Genomic DNA, 23,148 nt, shown 5'->3' on the forward strand with positions numbered 1-23,148 from the left:
GAAGTCAATGATCTCCCGAGTAGGGCGGAGAAGCAGGGGTACGCCGCGCGCCATGCGAGTGCTGGGAATCAATGCGGTCTTCCACGATCCGGCCGCCGCGCTGGTCGTCGACGGCCGGGTGGTGGCCGCGGCCGAGGAGGAGCGGTTCAGCCGCCGGAAGCACGGCAAGCGGCCGGTGCCGTTCGCCGCCTGGGAACTGCCCGAGCTGGCCGCGACCTGGTGTCTGGAGGAGGCCGGTCTGCGGCCGGATGACCTCGACGCCGTCGCCTACTCCTTCGACCCGGGGCTGTCGCGTGACGCCGCGAGCCTCGGTCTGAACGACCCGTGGGACCACCTGCGGGTCGACTACGCCCGGCGGGCGCCGCAGTTCCTGGCCGCAGCGCTGCCGGGCCTCGACCCCGAGCAGGTCCGTTTCGTGCCGCACCACGTCGCGCACGCGGCCTCGGCCGGCCTGTCGGTGCCCGAGGACAGCGCGACCCTGGTGCTCGACGGGCGGGGCGAGGTCGCCAGCCACCTCGCCGGCGCCTTCCGGGGTGGCGAGCTCGAGGTGTTCCGGAGCCAGGAACTACCGCACTCGCTGGGGCTGCTCTACGAGGACCTGACCCGCCACCTGGGGTTCATGCACTCCAGCGACGAATACAAGGTGATGGCGCTGGCCTCGTACGGGCGTCCGCGGTTCCTGAATCTGTTCCGCGAGCTCGTCCGGGCCACCGACGACGGCGGCTTCACGGTCGAGCGGATCGACTGGGACGCACTCGCCAAGGCCCGCGCCGCCGACGGCGAGATGACCGAGGCCCACGCCGACCTCGCCTCCAGCGTGCAGACCCGGCTCGAGGAGGTGCTGCTCGACCTGGTCCGGTGGACGTACGAGGCCTCGGGCGGTCTGACGACGCTGACCATGGCCGGAGGCACGGCGCTGAACTGCGTGGCCAACGGCCGGATCGCCGCCGAGGGGCCGTTCGAGCGGGTCTGGGTGCAGCCCGCCGCCGGGGACTCCGGCACGGCACTGGGCGCGGCTCTGGCCGTACCGGGAAAGAATGTGCCGTTCGGGAGCGCCGCCCTCGGTCGTGGGTGGACCGACGAGGAGCTCGAGGCCGAGCTGCGGCGCGCCGACCTGCCGTTCACCCGGCCCGCGTCGATCGCCGCCGAGGCCGCCCGGGTGCTCGCCGGCAACGGCATCGTCGCCTGGTATCAGGGCCGCAGCGAGTACGGCCCGCGCGCGCTCGGCCACCGCTCGCTGCTCGCCCACCCCGGCGACCCGGACACCCAGACACGCATGAACAACGTGAAGGGCCGCGAGCAGTTCCGCCCGATCGCTCCCATGGTGCGGGCCGAGCGGTTCGGCGACATCTTCGAGGGCGTCTACCCGAGCCCGTACATGCTCTTCGTGCACCGGGTGAAGCCGGAGTGGAAGGACCGCATCCCGGCCGTCACCCACGTCGACGGCACCGCCCGCGTGCAGACCGTCCACACCGGCACTGAGCCCCTGGTGGCCGAGATGCTGGCCGAGTTCGAACGGCTCAGCGGCCTGCCGGTGGTCGTCAACACGTCGCTCAACACGGCCGGTCGCCCGATGGTGGACACGCCGCGGGAGGCGATGGAGCTGTTCGGGTCGGCGCCGGTCGACCTGCTCGCGATCGGCCCGTTCGCGGTGCACCGGGCGAAGGCGTTCACCGCGTGAGCATCACCGTCGTCGTGCCCACGCTCGGCCGGCTGAGCCTGCTCGACCTGCTGGCCCGCGTGCCGGCCGGGCCCGGGCTCGAGGTGCTGGTCGTGGACGACCGCCCCGACCAGGCCCGCCCACTCCCGGTCCCCGACGGCGTCCGGGTGATCGCCGGTCGCGCCCACGGGCCGGCCGCCGCGCGTAACGACGGCTGGCGGGTCGCCGGCAACGAGTGGGTCGCGTTCCTCGACGACGACGTCGTGCCCGACCGCGATTGGGCTGGTCAACTCGCCGCGGACCTGGCCGGGGCCGGGGACGACGTCGGCGGCGTCCAGGGTGTGGTGCGGGTGCCGCGGCCCGAGGGCCGCCGCCCGACCGACTGGGAGCGGGTCACGGCCGGTCTCGCCGAGGGCGCGTGGATCACGGCCGACATGGCATACCGGCGCGCCGCGCTGGAACGGTGCGGAGGCTTCGACGAGCGTCTGCCGAGGGCCTTCCGCGAGGATGCGGAGCTGGCTTTCCGCGTACGCAAGCAGGGGTGGAAGCTGACCCACGGCCGACGCCGGATCACCCACCCGGTGCGCCCCGAGAGCCCCTGGGTCAGTGTGCGCACCCAGCGTGGCAACGCGGACGACGCCCTGCTGCGCCGTCTCTACGGCCGGCGCTGGCGGGAACTGCTCGACATCCCGCCCGGCCGCCGGCCCCGGCACGTGGCCGTCACGGCGGCCGGCCTGACCGCTCTGGCGCTCGCCGCTTGCCGCCGGCCCGTCCCGGCTGCCGCCGCCGGGCTGGTCTGGGCGGCCGGGACCGCGGAGTTCGCCGCCGCCCGCATCGGGCCCGGCCCGCGCGACGCCCGCGAGGTCGCCACCATGCTGGCGACCAGCGCCGTCATCCCGCCCGTGGCCACCTGGCACTGGCTGCGCGGCTGGTGGAAGTGGCGTACGGCATGAGCAGGCTCTTCGACGCCGTCCTGTTCGACCGGGACGGCACCCTGATCGTGGACGTGCCCTACAACGGGGACCCGGCGAAGGTCGAGCCCATGCCCGGCGCCCGCGAGGCCCTGGACCGGCTGCGCGCCGCCGGGCTGCGCGTGGGCGTGGTCACCAACCAGTCCGGCCTGGCCCGCGGCCGTTTTGATGCGGCCCAGCTGCAGGCCGTCCACCGCCGGGTCGGCGAGCTGCTGGGCCCGTTCGACACGTGGCAGTTCTGCCCGCACGACGACACCGCCGGCTGCCGTTGCCGCAAGCCCGCCCCCGGCCTGGTCGAGGCCGCGGCCGAGGCCCTGGGAACCACCCCCGCCCGGTGTGTGATGGTCGGCGACATCGGCCGTGACGTCGAGGCCGCCCAGGCCGCCGGCGCCGCCGCGATCCTCGTTCCCACCCCGGTGACGCTGCCCGGCGAGGTCGCCGCCGCGCCGGTGGTGGCGGGCACGCTGACCGAAGCGGCCGACCTGATCCTGCGGCGGGTGCGCCTGCAGCAGGCGCCGGTCCGGGCCAGGGGCGGGACCGTGCTGGTGGTCCGGTCCGACTCGGCCGGGGACGTGCTGGTCACCGGGCCCGCCGTCCGGGCCGTCGCGGCCGGCGCCGACCGGGTCGTCCTGCTGTGCGGGCCGCGCGGCCGGTCCGCCGCCGAGCTGCTGCCGGGCGTCGACGAGATCGTCGAATGGCGGCTGCCCTGGATCGACCCGCAACCCGGCCCGGTCGACCCGCCGGACATCGCCGCGCTCACCGAGCGGCTGCGCGGCACCGGCGCCGGCGAGGCGGTCGTCTTCACCTCGTTCCACCAGTCGGCGCTGCCGCTCGCGCTGCTGATGCGGATGGCCGGGATCGGCCGGATCACCGCGATCAGCGAGGACTACCCGGGCTCGTTGCTCGACGTCCGGCACCGTGTGCCGGACGACCTGCCCGAACCCGAACGGGCCCGCAGCGTCGCCGCGGCCGCGGGGTTCGCCCTGCCCGCGGGCGACGACGGGCGGCTGCGCGTCACCGGCGCGGTCCACGCCGGGCCCGGTCGCTACGTCGTCGTCCACCCGGGGGCCAGCTGCGAGGCCCGGGCCTGTCCGCCCGGCACGATGCGCGCGATCGTCGCCGCGCTCACCGCCGCCGGCCACCGCGTGCTGGTCACCGCCGGTCCCGGCGAGCACCACCTGGCCGCGTACGTGGCCGGGAACTCGGGCGAGACGGCCGGGCGCACCTCCATGGCCGAGCTCACCGGAATTCTGGCCGGCGCGACGGCGGTGGTCGTCGCCAACACCGGGCCGGCCCACCTTGCCGCCGCCGTCGGCACCCCTGTCGTCAGCCTCTACGCCCCGACCGTCCCGTACGGCCGGTGGGGCCCCTACCGCGTCCCCACCGTGCGCCTCGGCGATGCCGCCGCGCCCTGCCGGGACACCCGGGCCACGACCTGTCCGGTCGACGGCCACCCCTGCCTGTCCACCGTCGAGCCGGCCGCGGTGGTCACCGCCGTCGCCCGGCTCGCCACCCCCGCCGAGACAACCGAGGCCGCCGCGTGAACATCCTGCTCTGGCACGTGCACGGTTCCTGGACGACGTCGTTCGTTCAGGGCAAGCACCGCTACCTGATTCCCGTCAACGACGCCCGCGACGAATGGGGCCGCGGCCGGGCCCGCACCTTCGACTGGCCCGCCTCCGCCGAGGAGCTGCCGCTGGACCGGATCGTCGACGCCGACGTGGCGATCGTCCAGCGGCCCGAAGAACTCGACCTGGTGCCCCGCGGCGTGCCCGTGATCTATGTGGAGCACAACACGCCCAAGGGCGACGTGCCCGACAGCCGCCACCCGATGGCCGGCCGCGACGACCTCGTGATCGCCCACGTCACCGACTTCAACGAGCTGATGTGGGACAACGGCGGCACCCGGACCACGGTGATCGAGCACGGCATCGTCGAGCCCCGGGCGCGCTGGACGGGCGAGCTGAGCCGCCTGGCGGTGGTGACCAACGAGCCCGTACGGCGTCAGCGCGTCACCGGCACCGACCTGTTCCCGCGGTTCGCCGGCGTGGCGCCCCTGGACGTCTTCGGGATGGGTGTGCGGGGCCTGGACGGTGTCACCGCCCACGACGACCCGCCCCAGCACGAGATGCACACCCAGGTCGCGCGTCGCCGCGCCTACCTGCACCTGTGCCGCTGGACCTCGCTCGGGCTGAGCCTGATCGAGGCCATGCAGATGGGCATGCCGGTCATCGGCCTGGCCACCACCGAGGCGGTCGTGGCCGTGCCGCCGGACGCCGGGGTGCTCGACACCCGCGTCAGCACTCTCGTCGAGGCCGCGCACTGGTTGCTCGAGGACGACGCCGCGGCCCGCAGCCTCGGCGCCCGGGCCCGCCAGGTCGCCCTCGCCCGCTACGGGCTGGACCGGTTCCTCGCGGACTGGGACCGCCTGCTCGAGGAGGAAACATGCGCATCGCGATGATCTCGGAACACGCCAGCCCGCTGGCCGCCCTCGGCGGCGTCGACGCGGGCGGGCAGAACACCCACGTGGCCGAGCTGGCCGGGGCGCTGGCGGCGGCCGGGCACCAGGTCCGCGTGTACACGCGCCGGGACAGCCCCGACCAGCCGGACGTGACACCGACCGGGTTCGGCGACGTCGTGCACGTGCCCGCCGGGCCGGCGTCCGCCCTGCCCAAGGATGAGCTGCTGCCGTACATGGGTGCTTTCGCGGACCGGCTGGCCGAGGACTGGCGTACGGAATGGAAGCCGGACGTCGCCCACGCCCACTTCTGGATGAGCGGGCTGGCCGCGGTCACGGCCGGACGCCGCTGCGACGTGCCGGTCGTGCAGACCTATCACGCGCTCGGCTCGGTCAAACGCCGTCACCAGGGGCGGGCCGACACCAGCCCGCCGCACCGCGTCGCCTACGAGCGGGAGCTGGGCCGGACCGTCGACCGGGTGATCGTGCAATGCCACGACGAGATCCGCGAGCTGACCCGGCTCGGCATCCCCCGCACGCGGATGACCCTGGTCCCCTCGGGGGTCAACGTCGAACGGTTCCGGCCGGACGGTCCGGCCGTGCCGCGCGACCCGGACCGGACCCGCATCCTGACCGTCGCGCGGCTGGTCGAGCGCAAGGGCGTCGAGGACCTGATCCGGGCCCTGCCCGCGGTCCGCAACGCCGAACTGGTGGTGGTCGGCGGCCCGCCCGACGGCGACCTCGACGGCGACCCGTACGCCCGTAAGCTGCGCCGCCTGGCCGAGGCGAGCCGTGTGGCCGACCGGGTGGTGCTCGCCGGCGCCGTGCCGGCGCACGAGATGCCGCAGTGGTACCGCTCGGCCGACCTGCTCGCCGCCACACCCTGGTACGAGCCGTTCGGCCTGACCGTGCTGGAAGCGATGGCCTGCGGTGTCCCGGTCGTCGCGACCGGCGTCGGCGGTCTGGCCGACACCGTGGTCGACGGCGTGACCGGCGACCTCGTGCCCCCGCGCGATCCGGCCCGCCTCAGCACGGCCCTGCGCAAGCTGGCCGGCGACGACATGCGCCGGCTCGGCTATGCGGCCGCCGCCGCCGACCGGATCGAGTTCACCTATGCCTGGCCCCGCATCGCCGAGCGGCTGGCCGACGTCTATGCGGGAGTCGCCGCCAACACCCCGGAGGTCGTCGCCTGATGGCCGCACTGACCGATGCCCATCTGACCGCGCTGGCCGCGGCGATCATCCCGTTCCGCGCCGAGGCCGAACGGCTCAGCCGCTGGGGCGCCGGCCTCGCCTGGCACCTCGGCCAGGGCGGGCGTCTGCTGGTGGCCGGCAACGGTGGCAGCGCGGCCGAGGCCCAGCACCTCGCGGCCGAGCTCGTCGGGCGGCTCCGCGACGAACGCAGGCCCCTGTCGGCGATCGCGCTCACCCCGGACTCGTCGACCGTCACCGCGATCGGCAACGACTACGGCTTCGACGAGGTCTTCGCCCGGCAGGTCCGCGCGCACGGCCGCCCCGGCGACGTGCTGATCGCGCTGTCGACCAGTGGCCGCAGCCCCAACCTGCTGGCCGCCGTGCGGGCCGCCAAGGAGTGCGGCCTGCGCACCTGGGCCATGACCGGGCCCGACGGCCCGCTGGCCGACGCCTGCGACGAGGCGCTGCGCTGCCCGTCGCCGGAGAGCCAGGTCGTGCAGGAGCTCCATCTGGTGGCGGTCCACCTGATGTGCGAATACCTCGACCAGGCGCTGCCGGCGGTGCTCGCCGCCCCTTTCGCGGATCTCAAGGTGGAGGTCGGAGTATGAGGCTGGTCATCGTCGGCGACACCCTGCTCGACCGGGACGTCGACGGCAGCGTACGGCGCATCGCCCCGGACGCCCCGGCGCCCGTGCTCGACGAGGAGCGGGTGACCGAACGCCCGGGCGGAGCGGGCCTGGCCGCCCTGCTCGTCGCGCGGTCGGGGCAGGAGGTCGCGCTGGTCACGGCCCTGGCGGACGACGCCGGGGGCGCTGCCCTGCGCCGGCTGCTGGCCGAGGCCGGAGTGAAGGTCTACGCGCTGCCGCTGCCCGGGGCGACCCCCGAGAAGGTACGTCTGCGGGCCGGCGGTCAGGTGTTGCTGCGCCTCGACCGCGGGGGAGAACCACAAGCGCCCGGCGAAGCCCCCGAGGCCGCGCTCGACGTGCTCCGCGATGCCACCGCGATCCTGGTCAGCGACTACGGACGAGGTGTGGCTCGGCACCCGGCGGTCCGGCACGCGCTCGGCGCGGCCAAGGCGCCGATCGTCTGGGACCCGCACCCCAACGGGCCGCCGCCGGTGCCGGGCGCCCGGCTCGTGACCCCCAACCTGGCCGAGGTCGGCCGTCTGACCGGCGACGTGGGCGACGGCACGACCCTGGTCACCGCGCAGCGTGGCGGTCACGCCCTGCGGCAGCGGTGGCAGGCCGGGGCGGTGGCGGTCACGTGTGGCGCCGACGGGGCCGTGCTCTGCCACAACGGCCCGACGCCGCTCGTGGTGGCGGCGCCCTTCGTCTCGGATGGCGACACCTGTGGGGCCGGTGACCGGTTCGCGGCCACGGCGGCGCTCGCGCTGGCCCGTGGGGCGCTGGTCTCCGAGGCCGTGCAGGAGGCGGTTGCGGCGGCTTCGGCGTACGTGGCCTCTCCCCTCCAGGCGGACTCGCCCCCGGTCGACCGAGGCCGTGACGTGCGCGAGATCGTGGCCCGGGCGCGCGAGCGCGGCGGCACGGTGGTGGCGACCGGCGGCTGCTTCGACCTGCTGCACGTCGGTCATCTGGCGACCCTGCGCGCCGCCCGCAAACTCGGCGACTGCCTGATCGTCTGTCTCAACAGCGACGATTCCGTACGCGGTCTGAAGGGCCCCGGACGCCCGATCAACCCGCAGGCCGACCGTAGCCGGCTGCTCGCCGCCCTGGACTGTGTCGACGCCGTCGTGGTCTTCGACGAGCCGACACCCGAGGCCGTGCTCACCCGGCTGCGCCCCGACGTCTGGGTCAAGGGCGGCGACTACGACTCCCTGCCCGAGACCGAACTCGTCGAGAGCTGGGGCGGGCAGACCGTGATCGTGCCCTATCTGGACGGGCGTTCAACGACAAGCACCATCGCCGCGGCTTCTTCCCGGAGGTAGACACAGACATGGATGCAGTGATCGTCACCGGCGGTTCGAGCGGGCTCGGCGCGGCCGTGGTCGACGCCGTCATCAAGGCCGGCGGACGCCCGTACGTCATCGACCGGCAGCAACCCGCGGACGGCGTGCCGTGGATCGAGTGCGACCTGGCCGACACCCGCGCGGCCGAGGAGGCCACCCGGCGCGCGATCGCCGAGGCCGGCGGCAGCATCGACGGCGTCGTCACGGCGGCCGGCATGGACGTGCCGGGCGCGCTGGCCGACATCCCGGGGGAGACCTGGGACCGGATCGTCACCATCGACCTGCTCGCCACCGCGGCCGTGATCCGGGCCGCGATCCCGGCGCTCAAGGAGTCGCACGGCGGCATCGTCACCGTCGCGTCCACGCTGGGCATCAAGGCGGTCAGCGACGCCACCGCGTACTGCGCGGCCAAGTTCGGCGTCGTCGGGTTCACCCGGGCGCTCTCGGCCGAGCTGGCCGGCGAGGTCAATGTGACGCTGGTGATCCCGGGCGGGATGCGGACGAAATTCTTCGACGACCGGGACGCACAGTACAAGCCGGGGCCGGACGCGATCCTCAACGACCCCGCCCACGTGGCCGGGGCGATCATGTTCGCGCTCGGGCAACCGCGCGGGTGTGCCGTCCGGGAGCTGGTGATCGCGGCCGAGACGGAGACGTCGTACCCGTGATCCTGGTCCTGCGCGCGCTCGGGGTGGGTGACCTGCTGACCGCGGTGCCCGCCCTGCGCGGGATCCGGGCCGCCTTTCCCGGCGAGACCTTGGCGCTCGCTACGCCTTCCTGGTTGACGCCGCTGGTCTCCCTGATCGGCGGCGTGGATCGGATTGTTCCGGTCTCGGGGCTCTCTCCGGTGGTGCTGCCGCACGCTTCGCTGGCGGTCAACCTGCACGGGTCGGGGCCGGAGTCGCACCGGCTTCTCCAGGCGGGGTCACCTGATCGGTTGTGGGCGTTTGCCTGCGCCCCGGCCGGGCACCTGGACGGTCCTGCCTGGGATGATGGGGAGCACGAAGTGCGTCGATGGGGTCGGTTGTTGCGCTTCCACGGTGTCGTCGTTGACGATTCCGACATTTCGCTTTTATCGCCCCTTTCCGCTTCTTCTGGCGACTCTCGTGTGCGTTCTGGCGTTTCTCTCGCGCAACCTCGCGTTTCGCTTGCGCCTCCTGGCGTTTCTCTTGTGCGTACCGGCTTCTCTCTTGTGCATCCCGGGGCCAAGTCGCCGTCGCGTCGCTGGCCGGTCGACCGGTTCGCGGCGGTGGCCCGCCGGCTGCACGCCTGGGGCCACCGCGTGCTGATCACCGGCTCCGAATCCGAGAGAGAGCTTGCCGTACGGGTCGCCACCCGCGCCGGCCTCGACGAGTCGGCCGTGCCGCGGACCGGGCTGGGTGAGCTCGCCGGCCTGGTCGCGCACGCCCGGGTCGTGATCAGCGGAGACACCGGCATCGCCCATCTCGCGTCGGCCTACCGTACGCCCTCGGTGATCTTGTTCGGCCCGATGTCGCCGGCGAGGTGGGGGCCGCCCGACCGGCCGCAGCACCATGCGATCTGGCACGGCACCCGCAGCGAACCCGGGGACAGCCCGCGGCCCGGCGTCCATCCGGCGTTGCTGGCCGTCTCACCCGACGAGGTCCTGGACGCCGTCCGTGAGGTGACCGGTGCGCCTGCGACGGTCTGACCTGAGCAAGCCCGGCTACACGCGGCAGCGGTCGGGCAAGGGATTCACGTACCGCGACACCGACGGCTCCCGTCTCGACTCCGCGGAGGAGGTCGAGCGGATCAAGGCGCTGGTCCTGCCGCCGGCCTGGACCGACGTGTGGATCTCGGCCGATCCCCGCGGGCACATCCAGGCCACCGGGGTCGACGCGGCCGGGCGCAAGCAGTACCGCTACCACGACGAATGGCGCACGGCCCGGGACGAGAAGAAGTTCGACCACGCCCTCGAAGTGGCGGCGCGACTGCCGAAGATCCGCGACCGGCTCCGCGACGACCTGGCCGGCCGGGGACTCACCCGGGAGCGGGTGCTGGCGGCGATCGTACGGCTGCTCGACATGGGCATGTTCCGGATCGGCAGCGACCAGTACGCCGTACGCGAGGACGACCCGTCGTTCGGCCTGTCCACGCTGCGTCCGTCCCACGTGAGCACCCGGGGTGGGTGCGTGCTGCTGGAGTTCGAGGGCAAGTCGGGCGTCTCCCACTCCGGCACGGTCGGCGACGGCGAGGTGTGCCAGGTCCTGCGCGACCTGAAGCGGCGGCGCCGGGGTTCGGAGCGCTTGTTCGCCTGTTACGACCGGTCGGCGCGGCGCTGGCGGGAGATCCACGCCGACGACATCAACGAGTATCTGCGCGCGATCAGCGGGGAACAGATGACGGCCAAGGATTTCCGTACGTGGCACGGCACGGTCTCGGCGGCGCGGTCTCTGGCCAAGGCCGGACCGCAGCCGACCGAGGCCAAGCGGCGCCGGGCCGTGTCGCACGCGATGAAGGAGGTGGCCGACCTGCTGGGCAACACGCCGGCGGTGGCGCGCGCTTCCTACGTCGACCCGCGGGTCATCGAGGCCTACGAGGAGGGCGAGGTCGTGAAGTCCGACAGCGAGCGTGCCGTCCGCAAGCTGCTGACCGACTAGCCCTTCCGGGGGCTGTCTGGCGAATCACAGCGGTTGGCATGTGGATAACTGGGTTCGTCCCTTTTGTGCGGCGTATTTTTTGGCCAGCCCCCTGTGGTGCGGTGGGGTATGGCTGGTTGGGGGTCAGGCGGGGTTTCTCGCGCTGCGCGGGTGGCGGTCCGGTGGCAGGATCGTTGGTATGACCGTCATCGCTACGCTTACCGTCGAGCGGCCCTCGGGGCACTGGTTCGACCGGGCCCGGGCGTACGAGATCGTCGTCGACGGCGCCGTCAAAGGGGCCGTGCGCTGTGGGCGTGAGCTGTCGCTGGCTCTGCCGCCCGGCACCCACACCGTGCGCGCCCGGCTCGACTGGACCGGCAGTGAGGCTGTGCCCGTCCATCTGGGACCGGGCGCTACCGTCCGGCTGCGCGTCGAGCCTCGGGGAGCGGTGCATGCGGCCGGTCGCCGCTACCTGCGCCTGACCCGCATCGACGAGCCGGCGCGCGACCGGACCGCGCGTGACGAGCCGGCCCGTGACCGGACCGCGCGTGACGAGCCGGCCCGTGACCGGACCGCGCGTGACGAGCCGGCCCGTGACCGGACCGCGCGTGACGAGCCGGCCCGTGACCGGACCGCGCGTGACGAGCCGGGGAGCGACGAACCGGCGTGAGCGCCAGGCCGCGCGCGACGAAACTGCGCGCGACGACAACCAGGGCGGCGGATCGGGCGAAACGGGCTGAGTGAACATTTGGTTTCCGGGGCGGGAATCGACGAACTTGCCGCGTAGCCTTGCGGAGCGATGACGGAGGCACCGGCGCTGGGCGCACTCGCCACGCCGGTATCGGTGATCAGCGCGGACACCGAGGTCGGTGTGATCGAGGCGTTGCTGCGTACGCACCCCGAGTCGATCGGGCTGGTCGCGTCGGACGCGGGGCGGCTGTTCGTGCTCGACCGGCCGCAGCTCGAAACGTTCCTGGCCGGCCGCCTCGGCTATGGGCGGGCGCTGCTCTTCCACCGGCCGGTGCGGGTGCTGCTCGGGGCGTCGGCCCTGGTTCTGCCGGCCGCCATGCCCTGGGACGATGCCGCCCGCGCCTGCCTGGCCCGCCCGGCGCCCGACCGCGGCACCCCGGTTGTGGTCGAGCTGGGTGGTGGCCGGCTCGGCATCGCGCCGGTGGGGCCGCTGGTCGAGCATCTCAGCCGGCAGTACGAGTCCCTGGCCCTGCGGGACGCGCTGACCGGGCTCGGCAACCGGCGGATGCTGACCGAGACCGCGGGCGCGATGCTCGACGCGGGACGGCAGGTGGCGTTGCTGCTCATCGACCTCGACCGGTTCAAGGAGATCAACGACTCGCTCGGCCACTCCCGCGGCGACCAGCTTCTGGGCAAGGTCGCGGAGGCGCTCGGTCCGGCTCACACGTTCCGGCTCGGCGGTGACGAGTTCGTGGTGCTGACCGACAACCTGGGCGACGGCTCCGGCGACTACCTGACCGGGCTCGGCCGGCGGCTGCTGCGCGCGATTCAGGGGCCGTTCGTGGTGGCGGGCGTGCCGATCACCGTGGAGGCGTCACTGGGCATCGCCCGCACGGCGGCCGGGCGGCGCACGCTCTCGGATCTGCTCGCCGGCGCCGACACGGCCATGTACGCGGCCAAGCGCCACCGCACCGCCGTCGAGGTGTGGCGGCCCGAGTTCGCCGCGGAACAGGGCATCGACCTGCGCCTCCAGTCCGAGCTGCGCGCCGCCGTCGACCAGGGCCAGCTGGAGTTGCACTATCAAAGGCTGGTCGATGCCCGTACGGGGGAAACCCGCTCGTTGGAAGCCCTCGTGCGCTGGCGTCATCCTCGCCACGGACTGCTGCTGCCGGGAGTCTTCGTGCCCGGCGCCGAACGCTCCGAAGTCATCAACCCGCTGACCGACCGGATCCTGGCCGATGCGATCGGGCAGGCCGCGCGCTGGCACCACGCCGGCCGTCCGGTGCCGGTCGCGGTCAACCTGCCCGCGCCGGTGCTGGCCCAGGACCGGATCGTCGAGGTGATCCGGGGCCTGCTCGCCTGGCACGGCCTGCCGGGCCGTTCGCTGATCGTCGAGATCACCGAGAGCGCGGTCATGACCCGTCCCGAAGAGAGCGCGGAACGCCTGCGACGGCTGCGCGAGCAGGGCGTACGGGTGGCGGTGGACGACTTCGGGGCCGGGTACACGTCGCTGGCCCTGCTCACCCAGCTGCCGCTCGACGAGCTCAAGCTGGACCGCGCGTTCGTGCAGCGGATCCACCACGACCGGGACCGCGCCATCGTGGACGCGGTGGCAGCCATGGCCCGCGGACTCGGGCTGACGCTGGTCGCCGAGGGTGTCGAGGACCAGGCGACCGCCGACATTCTGGCCGGTGCGGGCTTCGACCTGTTGCAGGGCTACCACTTCGGCCGCCCCATGCCCCCGGACCGGCTGGAAACAGTTGCGGCTTGAACCGCCCCCGGGTGGGTATGAGGGAATCATGACCGACCGGGTGATGGTTTTTGCCCCCGCGCCGATCCTGACCGTGACTATCGAGAAGCACAACGCCGAGCCACAACTGCACGTCCATCCGGGCGGGCAGGGCGTATGGCAGGCGCGCATGATCTCGGCCCTGGGCGTGCCGGTGACCCTGTGCGCGGCCCTCGGCGGCGAACCGGGCTCGCTCGTCGAGACCCTGCTCGCGCAGGAGGAGTTCGACGTCCGCGCGTTGCCGGGGCGTTCGGCGACCGGGTGGTACGTGCACGACCGGCGTGAGGGGAAACGCGAGCAGGTGGCCGAACATCCGGGGGAGCCCCTGGAACGCCACGACTTGGACGAGCTGCACAACATGGCGCTGATCGAGGGGCTGCGCTCGTCGGTGGCCGTCCTCAGTGGACCGCACGGGCCGTCGGTGGTCGCCCCCGCGCTGTACGAGCGGCTGGCCGCGGACCTCACCGCCAACGGCGTGAAGGTGGTGGCCGACTTGTCCGGGGACTACCTTTCCGCCGTACTGGAAGGCGGGGTGGCCGTGGTGAAGGTCAGCCACGAGGAGCTGATCGACGACGGGCTGGCCAAGGACGACAGCGTCGACGCGCTGCTGGAAGCCGGGCGGGCGCTGTTGGACCGCGGGGTCGAGGCGGTGCTGATCAGCCGGGCCGGCGATCCGGCGCTGGCACTCTACGACGGGCACGAGTGCGAGGTGCATCCGCCACCGCTCCGGGTGAACGAGCACCGCGGCGCGGGGGATTCGATGACCGCGGGAGTGGTATCGGTGCTCGCGCGCGGGGGTTCTCTCGACGAAGCTTTCCGTACGGGGTCGGCCGCCGGAGCGTTGAACGTGACGCGGCACGGATTGGGGACCGGGAGGGGCGAGGCAGTGCGGGAGTTGATGAGTCGCGTGCGGATCGAGCCGCGATGAGGGTGCTGGTCACGAACGACGACGGGATCGGTGCGCCGGGGATCCGGGCGCTGGCGCTGGCTGCGGCCTCCCGATATGACGTGGTTGTCGCGGCCCCGCAGGACGAGGCCAGCGGGATGAGCGCGGCCCTCTCGGCGGTCGTGTCGGATGGGCAGATCGTGGTCCGCCGCGCCGACATTTCGGGCTTGTCGGCATACGGCGTGGCCGCCTCACCGGCGTACATCGTGGTCCTGGCCTCTCTGGGCGCCTTCGGGCCGCCGCCCGATCTGGTGCTCTCGGGAATCAACCGTGGCGCCAACGCGGGCCGGGCGGTGCTGCACTCGGCGACCGTCGGGGCGGCCCTGACCGCGGCCAACAACGGGATGCGGGCCATGGCGGTCTCCCTCGACGTGCTCAACCCGCTGGTCCCGGGCTCGGTCGCGAGCGGCGGCAACGCGATCGTGCTGCCCTCCGACGACGTGCTGCACTGGGAGACCGCGGCCACGACGGCCATGACCCTGATGGACTCGCTGATCGCGGCGCCGGCCGGCACGGTGCTCAACGTGAACGTGCCCGACCGGCCCGCGGTGGCCGAGCTGCGGGAGGCCTCGCTGGCGTGGTTCGGTCAGGCCGGTCTGGCGATCGCCGAGGCCGGGGAGGGCTTCGTCCGTACGGCGATCGAGCGCGTCGACGAACCCATGGTCCCCGGCACCGACCTGGCGCTGCTGGCCGAGGGGTATGCGACAGTCACCGCCCTGCGGCCGCCGGCTGCGGTGAGCGGGGTGCCGATTCCCGCGCAGCGTCCGGCGACCGCATAGTTCGCAACGGCACCAGCGCCGCCACCGCGACGGCCAGCAGCAGACGCGACTCGCTCAACGGTTCGAGCGCGGTCACCGGCAGGATCATCAGGGCCAGTACGGTGATCGGCCAGGCCAGCCGCGCCCAGCCCGGCCCGTCGACCGGCAGCAGGGCGGCGAGCACCAGCCAGATCTGGTGATGCGTCCACGAGACGGGCGACAGCACCACGCTGGCCGCTCCCACGACGATGACGGCGCCCAGCCAGTTGCCGTCCTTTGCCAGCCGTACGCCCCGCAGCAGCGCCGCCACCGCAACGGCCCCGCCGATCACGAGAACCAGCACCGTACGCGCGTGCTCCGGAACGTCGAGCCGCATCAACGCCCCGTTGAACGACTGGTTGCCGACCCCCGTGACATAGCCCAGGCGGCTCACCTGAAATCCCTCGCCGCCCCAGAACCGCCACGAATCCCCCGGCAACGCGATCGCCCCCAGAGCCGCGCATCCGGCAAACGTGCCCACCGCGACGACCGCCGCCCGTCTGCGCCCCGAGAACCAGAGCAGCGGAATGAAGATGAGTGGCGTGAGCTTGACGGCGGCCGCCATTCCGAGCAAAACCCCGTTCCCTCCCGTACGGCGGAGAGCCAGCACATCCACCACGACCAGTGCCGCCAGAAACAGGCTGACCTGCCCGTACTTGACATCCGACGAGACCGGCGCCGAGAGCGTCAGCAGGAGCGCCGCCCCCGCCACCCCGCCCCACACGCCCCGCCCGGCTTTGACGGCCGCGTCGTCTTCTCTCTCGTGCGTTCGCCGCTTGTGGTTGAGGTGGTGCGTGGCGTCGGTGGCGGCGTCGTCTAGTTGTCGCCGTCCGCAGGTGGCGTCTCGCATGGTGCTCTCGCTGGTTTGTGGCGTCGCGGTGTCGGCGGCCCTTCCGATCGTTGGCTCTTTTCGGGCCGGGCGCGCGTGCTTGGTGGCCAGGTGGGCCAGGGTCACGACCGTGGCGAGGGTCGCGAGGGTCCAAGCCACCTGCACGACCAGGATCGGGGGCCAGGTCAGCGGCATGAACAGGAGCGCCGCGAACGGCGGGTAGGTGAAGGGCGCCGCGCCGCGGGTGAAGTCGTACAGGCTGTCGCCGTCGGCCAGACCGGAGACCGCGCCCAGATAGACCGAGAGATCCGTGAGGCGCGCCTCGGCCGGCCGCCAGAACGCCGCCGTCACCGTGGCCGCAGCAACCAGCGCGGTGACCGTCCAGAGCCGTCGATTACCCATAGTCGAAACTCTACATAGGGTCTGGCTTGGAAGCGAGCCCTCGTGTCGAGACCGTTACCGGCTCGCCGCCCGCGCCCCGACGGCCCGCATCACCAGCACGGCGGCCAGAAGCGCGACCGCGCCGAGCCCCACCGGATGCTCCACGAACCCGAAACCGAACGCCGCCGAGTTGTCCACCATCGCCCGCAGCGCGGCGTCCCCGCTGTCGAACGAGGCGGGCAGCTTCGGCCCGGCCGCCAACGCGACGAGCGCAGCCGCCAGCCCGGCCGGAAGACGCAGATCACGCCCGGCGAGTGCGACCGTGTTCGCGGCGTGGCGTGCCAACCCCGTCAGCCTCGGGGAAAGCCGCGAAGCGCGCCGCGCGAGTGCGTCCGTGGCGAGCCGGGGGAGAGGTCGCAGACTCAGGGCGGGGACTGCGGCCGACCCGGGTCGGGATTTCCGAGCCGAGGCGTCGGTGCCGGGTTGATGGCGATGCACCCCGTGCTCGATGGCGGCGGGTTGCCCGGGGCGGCCTCCTCGGTGCAACAGGAAAGCCGTGCACAGCAGGAGCGGGCCGGCCATCACCGCGGCGTTGGCGAGCAGGATGTCGGACGCGTGGAACGCCGGCCCGACGGCCTGCAGACTGCCGAAGGCGGCCGATCCGTCGGCGAAGTAGGGGCCGAACGTGACCGTTCCGCCCGGCAGCAGCGCGAGCGGAAACCAGGCCGGCGCCGTCCAGGCCGGGATGCCCAGCGCGGCGGCAGCGCGCGCGGAGCCGGCGATTGTCGCCAGCATCACCGCAGCCGACCCGCCGAGGATCGCCGTCCGGACATAGCCCCGGTTCCGTTCGCGGTCGGCGACTCGACCCCGGGCCCCGCCGGGTTCCGCGCCTCGGCCCCGGATCCGGCCGTGGTCCTCGTCCCGGTTTTGGTTGCGGCGGAGGCTTCGCTGAAGCAGGGTCATGACGAGCACCCAGGTGACTATGGCCGGCGCGATGTCGGCGGCACCCATGAACGGCATGACCGGCACGGGATTGCCGGCGAAGAGAAAGACGAACATCGCCGCGCCGACCAGCGGGACCGAGACCCGCACCCGACGGCCGATCGCCGCGAGGACGATGGCGGCCAGAACAAGCAACAGGGGAGCGAACACACCCGACCCGCGCGCGAGGTTCGCCACCACGGCGGCCGCCAGCGTCACACCGGCCGCCCGCCCAAGACCCGCGAACCGGTCGGCCCACGACGGCCCGTCCAGCGCGGGCGACACCAGCAGCGACCCGGCGAACGCCAGCTTCGCGCGGGCCCCACGGACGTACGCGAGTTCGGCCAGCCACTCCTCCCGCATGGTCCCGGCGAGTTCGGCCGGCCACCGGCGAGCCGCCATCCGCACCGCGAACCGCGCGAGTCGTTCCACCATCACGCCTCCCATGCCGCGAGCCGGGCAGGACGGCCCATGGTCACGGCTCCCGCGCCGCGAGCGGGTCGGGATGAATCGCCCATCACGCCTCCTGCGCTCGGCCCGGCATGCCGGTCACGCGGGACATCTGCTGCTGCATGGCCTCCACCTCACGGCGAGCGGCGGTGGCGCCGTCGGCCGTCAGCACGTAGTAGCGGCGGCTCGGCCGGCCCTCCGCCACCGGGTCGATCTCTTCCCAGCGGGACTCCACCCAGCCGGCCTTCTCGAGCCGGGCCAGGATCGGATAGAGCGTGCCGCTCGGCAGCCCGGTGGCCTGCATCAGCTGAAGCCCATAGCGCTGCGCTCCCATCTCGGCCAGCAGCGCCGCCAGCACTTTCAGCACCGAAGCGGTCATCCTGGGCTCAGCCATGTACGCACTCTACATAGGGTCGGCCACCGCCGGAACGGCTCATCGCGGAGCGGCTGCGCGGGCACGCCGTCGTGGCGCACAACCTGCCCTTCGATGCGCAGTTCCTGGCCGCCGAGTTCCGGCGCCTCGGGTTCGACGTGCCGGTCGGCGCCGAGCACGGGCTCTGCACGATGCGTCTGGCCGGCCACTTTCTCCCGCACGCGAGCCGCAGTCTGCACGGATGCCGCGAGGCCGCCGGACTTCCGCCGCACCGGGCCCACTCGGCCCTGCACGACGCCCGCGCCGCCGCTGATCTGCTGGCCTGCTTCCTGCGTACGGCGGGCGCGCCGCCACCCTGGGACCGGATCGTCGACCAGGCGGCTCGGGCGATGTGGCCCGCTCTGCCGACGGCACTCGCCGTCCCGGTGTCGCGGCGCCGGCCCGAGGCACGCGAGCCGCACTTTCTGACCCGGCTCGTCGACCGTCTGCCCCGGCTGCGCGACCCGCAGGCCGATGCGTACCTGGGAATGCTCGACCGGGCCCTGCTCGACCGGCACATTTCCGAGAGTGAGGCCGACGGGCTGGTCGAGACGGCCACCATGCTCGGCCTGGCCCGCGTGGATGTCGAGGTCGTGCACCGGCGCTACCTGGCCGGGCTGGCCGCGATCGCGCTCGAGGACGGCGTTCTCACCACCGACGAGCGGAGCGATCTGGCCGGCGTCGCGCATCTGGTCGGGCTGCCGGAACATGCGGTGGACGAGGCGCTGGCTGAGGCCCGCGATGTCGCTCCGCCACGAGCGCGGTGGCACCTGCGTACGGGAGATCAGGTCGTCTTCACCGGCAAGATGGACCCGCCGAGGGAGGACTGGGAAGCCGAAGCGCGGGATGCCGGGTTTGACGTCGGCGGCAACGTCACGAAGAAGACGCGCCTGCTCGTGGCGGCCGACCCCGACTCGATGTCCGGCGAGGCGAAGAAGGCCCGCCAGTACGGGATTCCGATCGTCCATCCGCGGGCCTACCGGCAGATGCTCGCCAACCCGGTAGCGGTCTGACGTATCGTTCCGGGGCAATTCGGAGTATGAAGAGCGACATGCTGATCTCGTTCCCCCGGCTGTACGCGCGGACCCAAGGGTTCCGGCTCGGGCGTCCGCAACGATTTGTCGTCGCGCCGGACGGGAAACGGCTGCTCTTCCTGCGCAGCGGGGGCGGCGAGGATGCCGTACGCCGGCTCTACAGTCTCGACCTGGCCACCGGGGACGAGAAGCTGCTGGTCGATCCGGACGCGCCCGCCGACGGAACCGTCATGTCGGCGGCGGAGCGGGCCCGGCGGGAACGGGCACGGGACCGGTCGGCCGGCATCTCCGATTACAGTGCCGATTCCCCCGTACGCCTCGTCGCCTTCACGGCCGACGAGAAGCTCTTCGTGGTCGACACGGCCGACGGGCGCCGCACCGAACTGCCCGCCCGCACTCCGCTGCTCGACGCCACGATGAGCCCGGACGGGACGACGGTCGCCTACGTGCACGACGGTGAACTGCGCACGATCGGGGTCGACGGCACCGGGGACCGCGCGCTGGCGACGCCCGAGGCCGGCGAGGTGACGTACGGGCTGGCCGAACACGTCGCCGGCGAGTCGATGGAGCGGCACCGCGGGTTCTGGTGGTCGCCCGACGGCCGCCGGCTCGCGGTCGCGCGCGTCGACAACTCGCCGGTCGAGGTCTGGTATCTCAGCGACCCCGCCGAGCCGTCCCAGCCGCCGACCGCGCACCGCTACCCGGTCGCGGGCACGGCCAACGCGATCGTCGAGCTGCTGATCATGGGCGAGGGCGAGCCGGTCAAGGTCAACTTCGACTGGGACGAGTACGAGTATCTGGTCGACGTGGTCTGGGACGCGCACGGTCTGATGGCCGTGGTGCAGAACCGTTCCCAGGGGACGCTGCGCATCGTGGCCGTCGAGCCCGAAACCGGCCGCACCCGGGTTCTGGCTGAGACCACCGACCCGAGTTGGACGACGATTGTGCCCGGCTTCCCCCGGCGTACGCGGGAAGGCTCTTTGATCTGGACCGCCGACCGGGGCGACACCCGGCGCCTGACCGTCGACGGCGAACCCGTCACGCCGGCCGGACTGCAGGTCGCCGAGTTGTGCGCGGTCGACGGCGACACCGTGCTGTTCACCGCCTCGTCGGAACCCACCGAACGGCACCTCTGGACGTGGTCGGCCGCGGACGGGCTGACCCGGCTGACCACCGAACCCGGCTGGCACACGGGTTTCCGCGCGGGCGGCACGACGGTGATCAGCTCCGGGACCCTCGACCGGACGACAACCACATGGCCCGGAGGCACCGTACGGGATCTCGCCGTCAAGTCGCCCGTCGTCCCCAAGGTCTCGCTGGTGCGGGCCGGCCGTCTCGAACTGCGGACCGCGGTGCTGTTCCCGTCCGTGTGGCAGCGCGGCGAACGCCTGCCGGTGCTGATGGACCCGTACGGCGGTCCGGGCGCGCAGATCGCCGTGGCCGACCGGCGGATGTACTACGTGTCGCAGTGGTTCGCCGACCAGGGGTTCGCGGTGATCGTCGCGGACGGACGCGGCACGCCCGGCCGGGGACCGCGCTGGGAACGCGAGGCCGCGGGCCGCTCGGCCACGAAACTGCTCGACGATCAGATCGAGGCCCTCGAGACGGTGGCCGCGCTCTACCCCGAACTCGACCTCGACCGGGTCGGCATCCGTGGCTGGTCGGCCGGCGGATACCTGGCGGCCCTGGCCGTGTTGCGCCGCCCCGACGTGTTCCACGCCGCGGTGGCCGGCGCGCCGGTGACCGACCTGCGGCTCTACGACACGCACTGGCAGGAACGGTTCATGGGCCTGCCGTCGGACAACCCCACCACGTACGAGGAAAACTCTCTGATCGCCGACGCGCCGAAGCTGGAGCGGCCGCTCATGCTGATCCACGGCCTGAGCGACGACAACGTCTATCCCGTGCACACCATGCGGCTGTCCGCGGCCCTGCTCGCCGCCGGGAAGACGCACACCGTGCTGCCGCTCCCCGGGGCGAGCCACATCCCGCCCGACACCGACCTGCTCACCCCGGAACTGCACTTCCTGCGGGAGTCGTTAGCCGCCCCGCGCTGAGTTCCAGAATCCGGTCGACCCGCTGCAGCCCGTCACGCCGGTGCGTCAGCAGCAGCACGGTCCGCCCGCCGGCGGCGTCGAGCAGGTCGGCCATGACCGCCTCGGCGACCTCCTCGTCGAGGCCTTCGGTCGGCTCGTCGAGGATCAGCACCTCGGGCTCGGCGAGCAGCGCCCGCGCCACCGCGAATCGCCGGGCCTGCCCGCCCGACATCGTGGTGCCTCCGCTGCCCAGCCACGTGTCCATTCCTTGCGGCAGGGCGTCGAGCCAGCTTCCCAGCCGTACGCGGTCGAGCACGCCCCGCAGCTCGAGGTCGCTCGCCGCCGGACGCGCGAGGCGCAGGTTCTCCCGAACACTCGAGGCGAACACGTGCCCCGTGTCGTCCCCGACCAGAACGATGCGGCCCCGGATCCGTTCTTCGGGCAGTTCGCCGTGGCTGAGCTCGCCTTCCCACGGATCCAGAAGGCGCGCCACAACGGCGGCCAATGTGGACTTCCCCGAGCCCGACCGCCCGACGACCGCGACCTTCTCACCCGGCCGCAGCCACAGATCCAGCCCGTTGAGAGCCGGCGCCGCCGCCCGATCCCATCCCGCGGTGACATCACTGAGCCGAATGCCCGCAGTGACTTCCACCGCGCCAGGCCCGGTTGTCGCTTGGGTTCGCGAGTGGGCGTCGGTGAAAGTGGCGCTCGGCTCGGCGGTTGTGAGGGCGGCGAGGCGCTGCTCGGCGGCGTAGGCCCGGAAGCGGGCGACGGCGGCGTCGGGCAGCGTGAGGACGGTCTCGCCGAGCACCACAGTCGTCAGCAGCAGCACGGCCGCCCACTCGGGGCTGAGCCCGCCGACCGAGAGCGCGACCCCGACCACGGCGACACCCCAGCCGACATGCGCGAGCGCGGTCGCCTTTCCCGCGGCGTGGGCGGCTTTCGCTTCGAGCCGGACCAGGTCACGGCTGCGCCGATACGGTACGTCGTTCCCCGCACCGCCGGTCGCGAGGTCTTCGAGCCCGTCGACCGTTTCAACCATGGCGTCCTTGAGGCGGGCCCGAGCTTCCCCGGTGGCCGTCTCGTCCCGCCGAGCCTGCCGAACAGCCACCCGCGACGCGACGATCCCCGCGACCACAACTCCGACGGCCAGCGGAACCAGCGCCGCCGGACTGGCCGGCCCAACCGCAAAGCCGGCAACGGCGACGGTCGCGGCCGCGACGAGGGCCGGCAACCGCCCCCGCAGCAGCCCGTCCACCCGGGCGTCGACGTCATCGACCACTTTGGAGAGCAGGTCCCCGCGCCGCCGCAGCCGTGGCCCCGGGACCCGCGGAATCAACTCGGCGAACACCCGGGACCGCCAGGCCCCGAGCCGCGCGAACGCCACATCGTGCGCGACAAGCCGTTCGAGATAGCGAAGCAACGGCCGCGCAACAGCACTCCCACGCACCAGCACCACAGCCGTCGACAGCGACAGCACCGGCGGCAGCGAGGAGGCCCGCACGAGCAACCAGGCCGCCGCCCCGGTGAGCACAAGCCCGGCCAACGACGACCCACTGCCGAGCGCCACCGCCACAACCGGCCGCCGCCAGATCCCCGCATTTCCACGGGCGTTGCTGCCCCGCGCCGCTTCTGCCACCGATCCGGTCGCCTCGGGAGCGCTGGTCTCCGGACGTCGCGGTCCATGCAATGCGCTGTGGTGCTGCGCGGGCGGTTGTGTCGGGCCAGCCGTCGCGCTCGATGAGGCCGCGGGCGGCACGCGCGTGGCAGCGGCTGATGGCGTCAGCCCGGCATCGGACGGCGCTGTGTGGTCACCGGCATCGGACGGCGGTGTGTGGTCACCGGCATCGGACGGCGGTGTGTGGTCACCGGCATCGGACGGCGGTGTGTGGTCACCGGCATCGGACGGCGGTGTGTGGTCACCGGCATCGGACGGCGGTGTGTGGTCACCGGCATCG

Annotated in this window: 20 protein-coding genes; 16 read left to right on the plus strand and 4 right to left on the minus strand. The window is 73.0% G+C overall.

Annotated elements, in window-relative coordinates; genetic code table 11:
• Positions 1-52: 52 nt before the first annotated feature.
• The 14 genes from JIG36_RS38780 to surE all read left to right on the plus strand — a co-directional run bounded on the left by JIG36_RS38780 (position 53) and on the right by surE (position 15,049).
• Positions 53-1,681: a carbamoyltransferase family protein gene (locus JIG36_RS38780; protein ID WP_203381433.1), complete on the plus strand. Its 1,629-nt coding sequence runs from the start codon at positions 53-55 to the stop codon at positions 1,679-1,681.
• Positions 1,678-2,613 (plus strand): glycosyltransferase family 2 protein, encoded by a 936-nt coding sequence (locus JIG36_RS38785; protein WP_203381434.1) that lies wholly within the window; start codon positions 1,678-1,680, stop codon positions 2,611-2,613. Before JIG36_RS38780 ends, JIG36_RS38785 begins: the two co-directional genes overlap by 4 nt.
• Positions 2,610-4,175 (plus strand): HAD-IIIA family hydrolase, encoded by a 1,566-nt coding sequence (locus tag JIG36_RS38790; RefSeq protein ID WP_203381435.1) that lies wholly within the window; start codon positions 2,610-2,612, stop codon positions 4,173-4,175. The genes JIG36_RS38785 and JIG36_RS38790 overlap by 4 nt, the downstream gene beginning before the upstream one ends.
• Complete coding sequence (locus tag JIG36_RS38795) at positions 4,172-5,092, plus strand: glycosyltransferase (RefSeq protein WP_203381436.1); 921 nt, start codon at positions 4,172-4,174, stop codon at positions 5,090-5,092. Before JIG36_RS38790 ends, JIG36_RS38795 begins: the two co-directional genes overlap by 4 nt.
• On the plus strand, positions 5,077-6,282 hold the full coding sequence (locus tag JIG36_RS38800) for a glycosyltransferase (RefSeq protein ID WP_203381437.1): 1,206 nt from the start codon (positions 5,077-5,079) through the stop codon (positions 6,280-6,282). The genes JIG36_RS38795 and JIG36_RS38800 overlap by 16 nt, the downstream gene beginning before the upstream one ends.
• On the plus strand, positions 6,282-6,890 hold the full coding sequence (locus JIG36_RS38805) for a D-sedoheptulose-7-phosphate isomerase (protein ID WP_203381438.1): 609 nt from the start codon (positions 6,282-6,284) through the stop codon (positions 6,888-6,890). Before JIG36_RS38800 ends, JIG36_RS38805 begins: the two co-directional genes overlap by 1 nt.
• Positions 6,887-8,227 carry a PfkB family carbohydrate kinase gene (locus JIG36_RS38810; RefSeq protein ID WP_203381439.1) on the plus strand — a complete coding sequence of 447 codons (1,341 nt, stop codon included), beginning with the start codon at positions 6,887-6,889 and terminating at the stop codon, positions 8,225-8,227. The genes JIG36_RS38805 and JIG36_RS38810 overlap by 4 nt, the downstream gene beginning before the upstream one ends.
• Before the next feature lie 8 nt (positions 8,228-8,235).
• Positions 8,236-8,916, plus strand: coding sequence for an SDR family oxidoreductase (locus JIG36_RS38815; RefSeq protein ID WP_203381440.1), 681 nt, complete (start codon positions 8,236-8,238; stop codon positions 8,914-8,916).
• Positions 8,913-9,917, plus strand: coding sequence for a glycosyltransferase family 9 protein (locus JIG36_RS38820; RefSeq protein ID WP_203381441.1), 1,005 nt, complete (start codon positions 8,913-8,915; stop codon positions 9,915-9,917). The genes JIG36_RS38815 and JIG36_RS38820 overlap by 4 nt, the downstream gene beginning before the upstream one ends.
• The gene (locus JIG36_RS38825) at positions 9,898-10,866 is read left to right on the plus strand and encodes a DNA topoisomerase IB (protein ID WP_203381442.1); all 969 of its coding nucleotides are present in this window, start codon (positions 9,898-9,900) and stop codon (positions 10,864-10,866) included. The genes JIG36_RS38820 and JIG36_RS38825 overlap by 20 nt, the downstream gene beginning before the upstream one ends.
• Positions 10,867-11,044: 178 nt before the next feature.
• Positions 11,045-11,515: a hypothetical protein gene (locus JIG36_RS38830; RefSeq protein WP_203381443.1), complete on the plus strand. Its 471-nt coding sequence runs from the start codon at positions 11,045-11,047 to the stop codon at positions 11,513-11,515.
• 129 nt (positions 11,516-11,644) lie between these two features.
• Positions 11,645-13,306, plus strand: coding sequence for a putative bifunctional diguanylate cyclase/phosphodiesterase (locus tag JIG36_RS38835; RefSeq protein ID WP_203381444.1), 1,662 nt, complete (start codon positions 11,645-11,647; stop codon positions 13,304-13,306).
• 28 nt (positions 13,307-13,334) lie between these two features.
• The gene (locus JIG36_RS38840) at positions 13,335-14,252 is read left to right on the plus strand and encodes a 1-phosphofructokinase family hexose kinase (protein WP_236049072.1); all 918 of its coding nucleotides are present in this window, start codon (positions 13,335-13,337) and stop codon (positions 14,250-14,252) included.
• Positions 14,249-15,049 carry a 5'/3'-nucleotidase SurE gene (surE, locus tag JIG36_RS38845; RefSeq protein ID WP_203381445.1) on the plus strand — a complete coding sequence of 267 codons (801 nt, stop codon included), beginning with the start codon at positions 14,249-14,251 and terminating at the stop codon, positions 15,047-15,049. Before JIG36_RS38840 ends, surE begins: the two co-directional genes overlap by 4 nt.
• Here surE and JIG36_RS38850 read toward each other — a convergent pair.
• From JIG36_RS38850 to JIG36_RS38860, 3 genes are all read right to left on the minus strand, one after another.
• Complete coding sequence (locus JIG36_RS38850) at positions 14,979-16,298, minus strand: glycosyltransferase 87 family protein (RefSeq protein ID WP_203381446.1); 1,320 nt, start codon at positions 16,296-16,298, stop codon at positions 14,979-14,981. The two genes, surE and JIG36_RS38850, sit on opposite strands and share 71 nt — an antisense overlap.
• A gap of 54 nt (positions 16,299-16,352) precedes the next feature.
• On the minus strand, positions 16,353-17,693 hold the full coding sequence (locus JIG36_RS38855; protein ID WP_203381447.1) for a hypothetical protein: 1,341 nt from the start codon (positions 17,691-17,693) through the stop codon (positions 16,353-16,355).
• Between the two features lie 82 nt (positions 17,694-17,775).
• Positions 17,776-18,102 carry a PadR family transcriptional regulator gene (locus tag JIG36_RS38860; RefSeq protein WP_203381448.1) on the minus strand — a complete coding sequence of 109 codons (327 nt, stop codon included), beginning with the start codon at positions 18,100-18,102 and terminating at the stop codon, positions 17,776-17,778.
• A gap of 53 nt (positions 18,103-18,155) precedes the next feature.
• Between JIG36_RS38860 and JIG36_RS38865 the strand changes: the two genes are divergently transcribed.
• Together JIG36_RS38865 and JIG36_RS38870 are read left to right on the plus strand one after the other, a co-directional pair.
• Positions 18,156-19,133 (plus strand): exonuclease domain-containing protein, encoded by a 978-nt coding sequence (locus tag JIG36_RS38865; protein ID WP_268919862.1) that lies wholly within the window; start codon positions 18,156-18,158, stop codon positions 19,131-19,133.
• Between the two features lie 38 nt (positions 19,134-19,171).
• A complete protein-coding gene (locus tag JIG36_RS38870) occupies positions 19,172-21,211 on the plus strand; it encodes a S9 family peptidase (protein ID WP_203381450.1) in 2,040 nt (679 codons plus the stop codon).
• On the opposite strand, the gene cydC is transcribed toward JIG36_RS38870, so the two are convergent.
• Positions 21,162-22,829 (minus strand): thiol reductant ABC exporter subunit CydC, encoded by a 1,668-nt coding sequence (gene cydC, locus JIG36_RS38875; RefSeq protein WP_307873085.1) that lies wholly within the window; start codon positions 22,827-22,829, stop codon positions 21,162-21,164. The two genes, JIG36_RS38870 and cydC, sit on opposite strands and share 50 nt — an antisense overlap.
• Between the last annotated feature and the right edge of the window lie 319 nt (positions 22,830-23,148).

It is taken from the genome of Paractinoplanes ovalisporus (genome assembly GCF_016834655.1).
Classification (GTDB): Bacteria; Actinomycetota; Actinomycetes; order Mycobacteriales; family Micromonosporaceae; genus Actinoplanes; species Actinoplanes ovalisporus.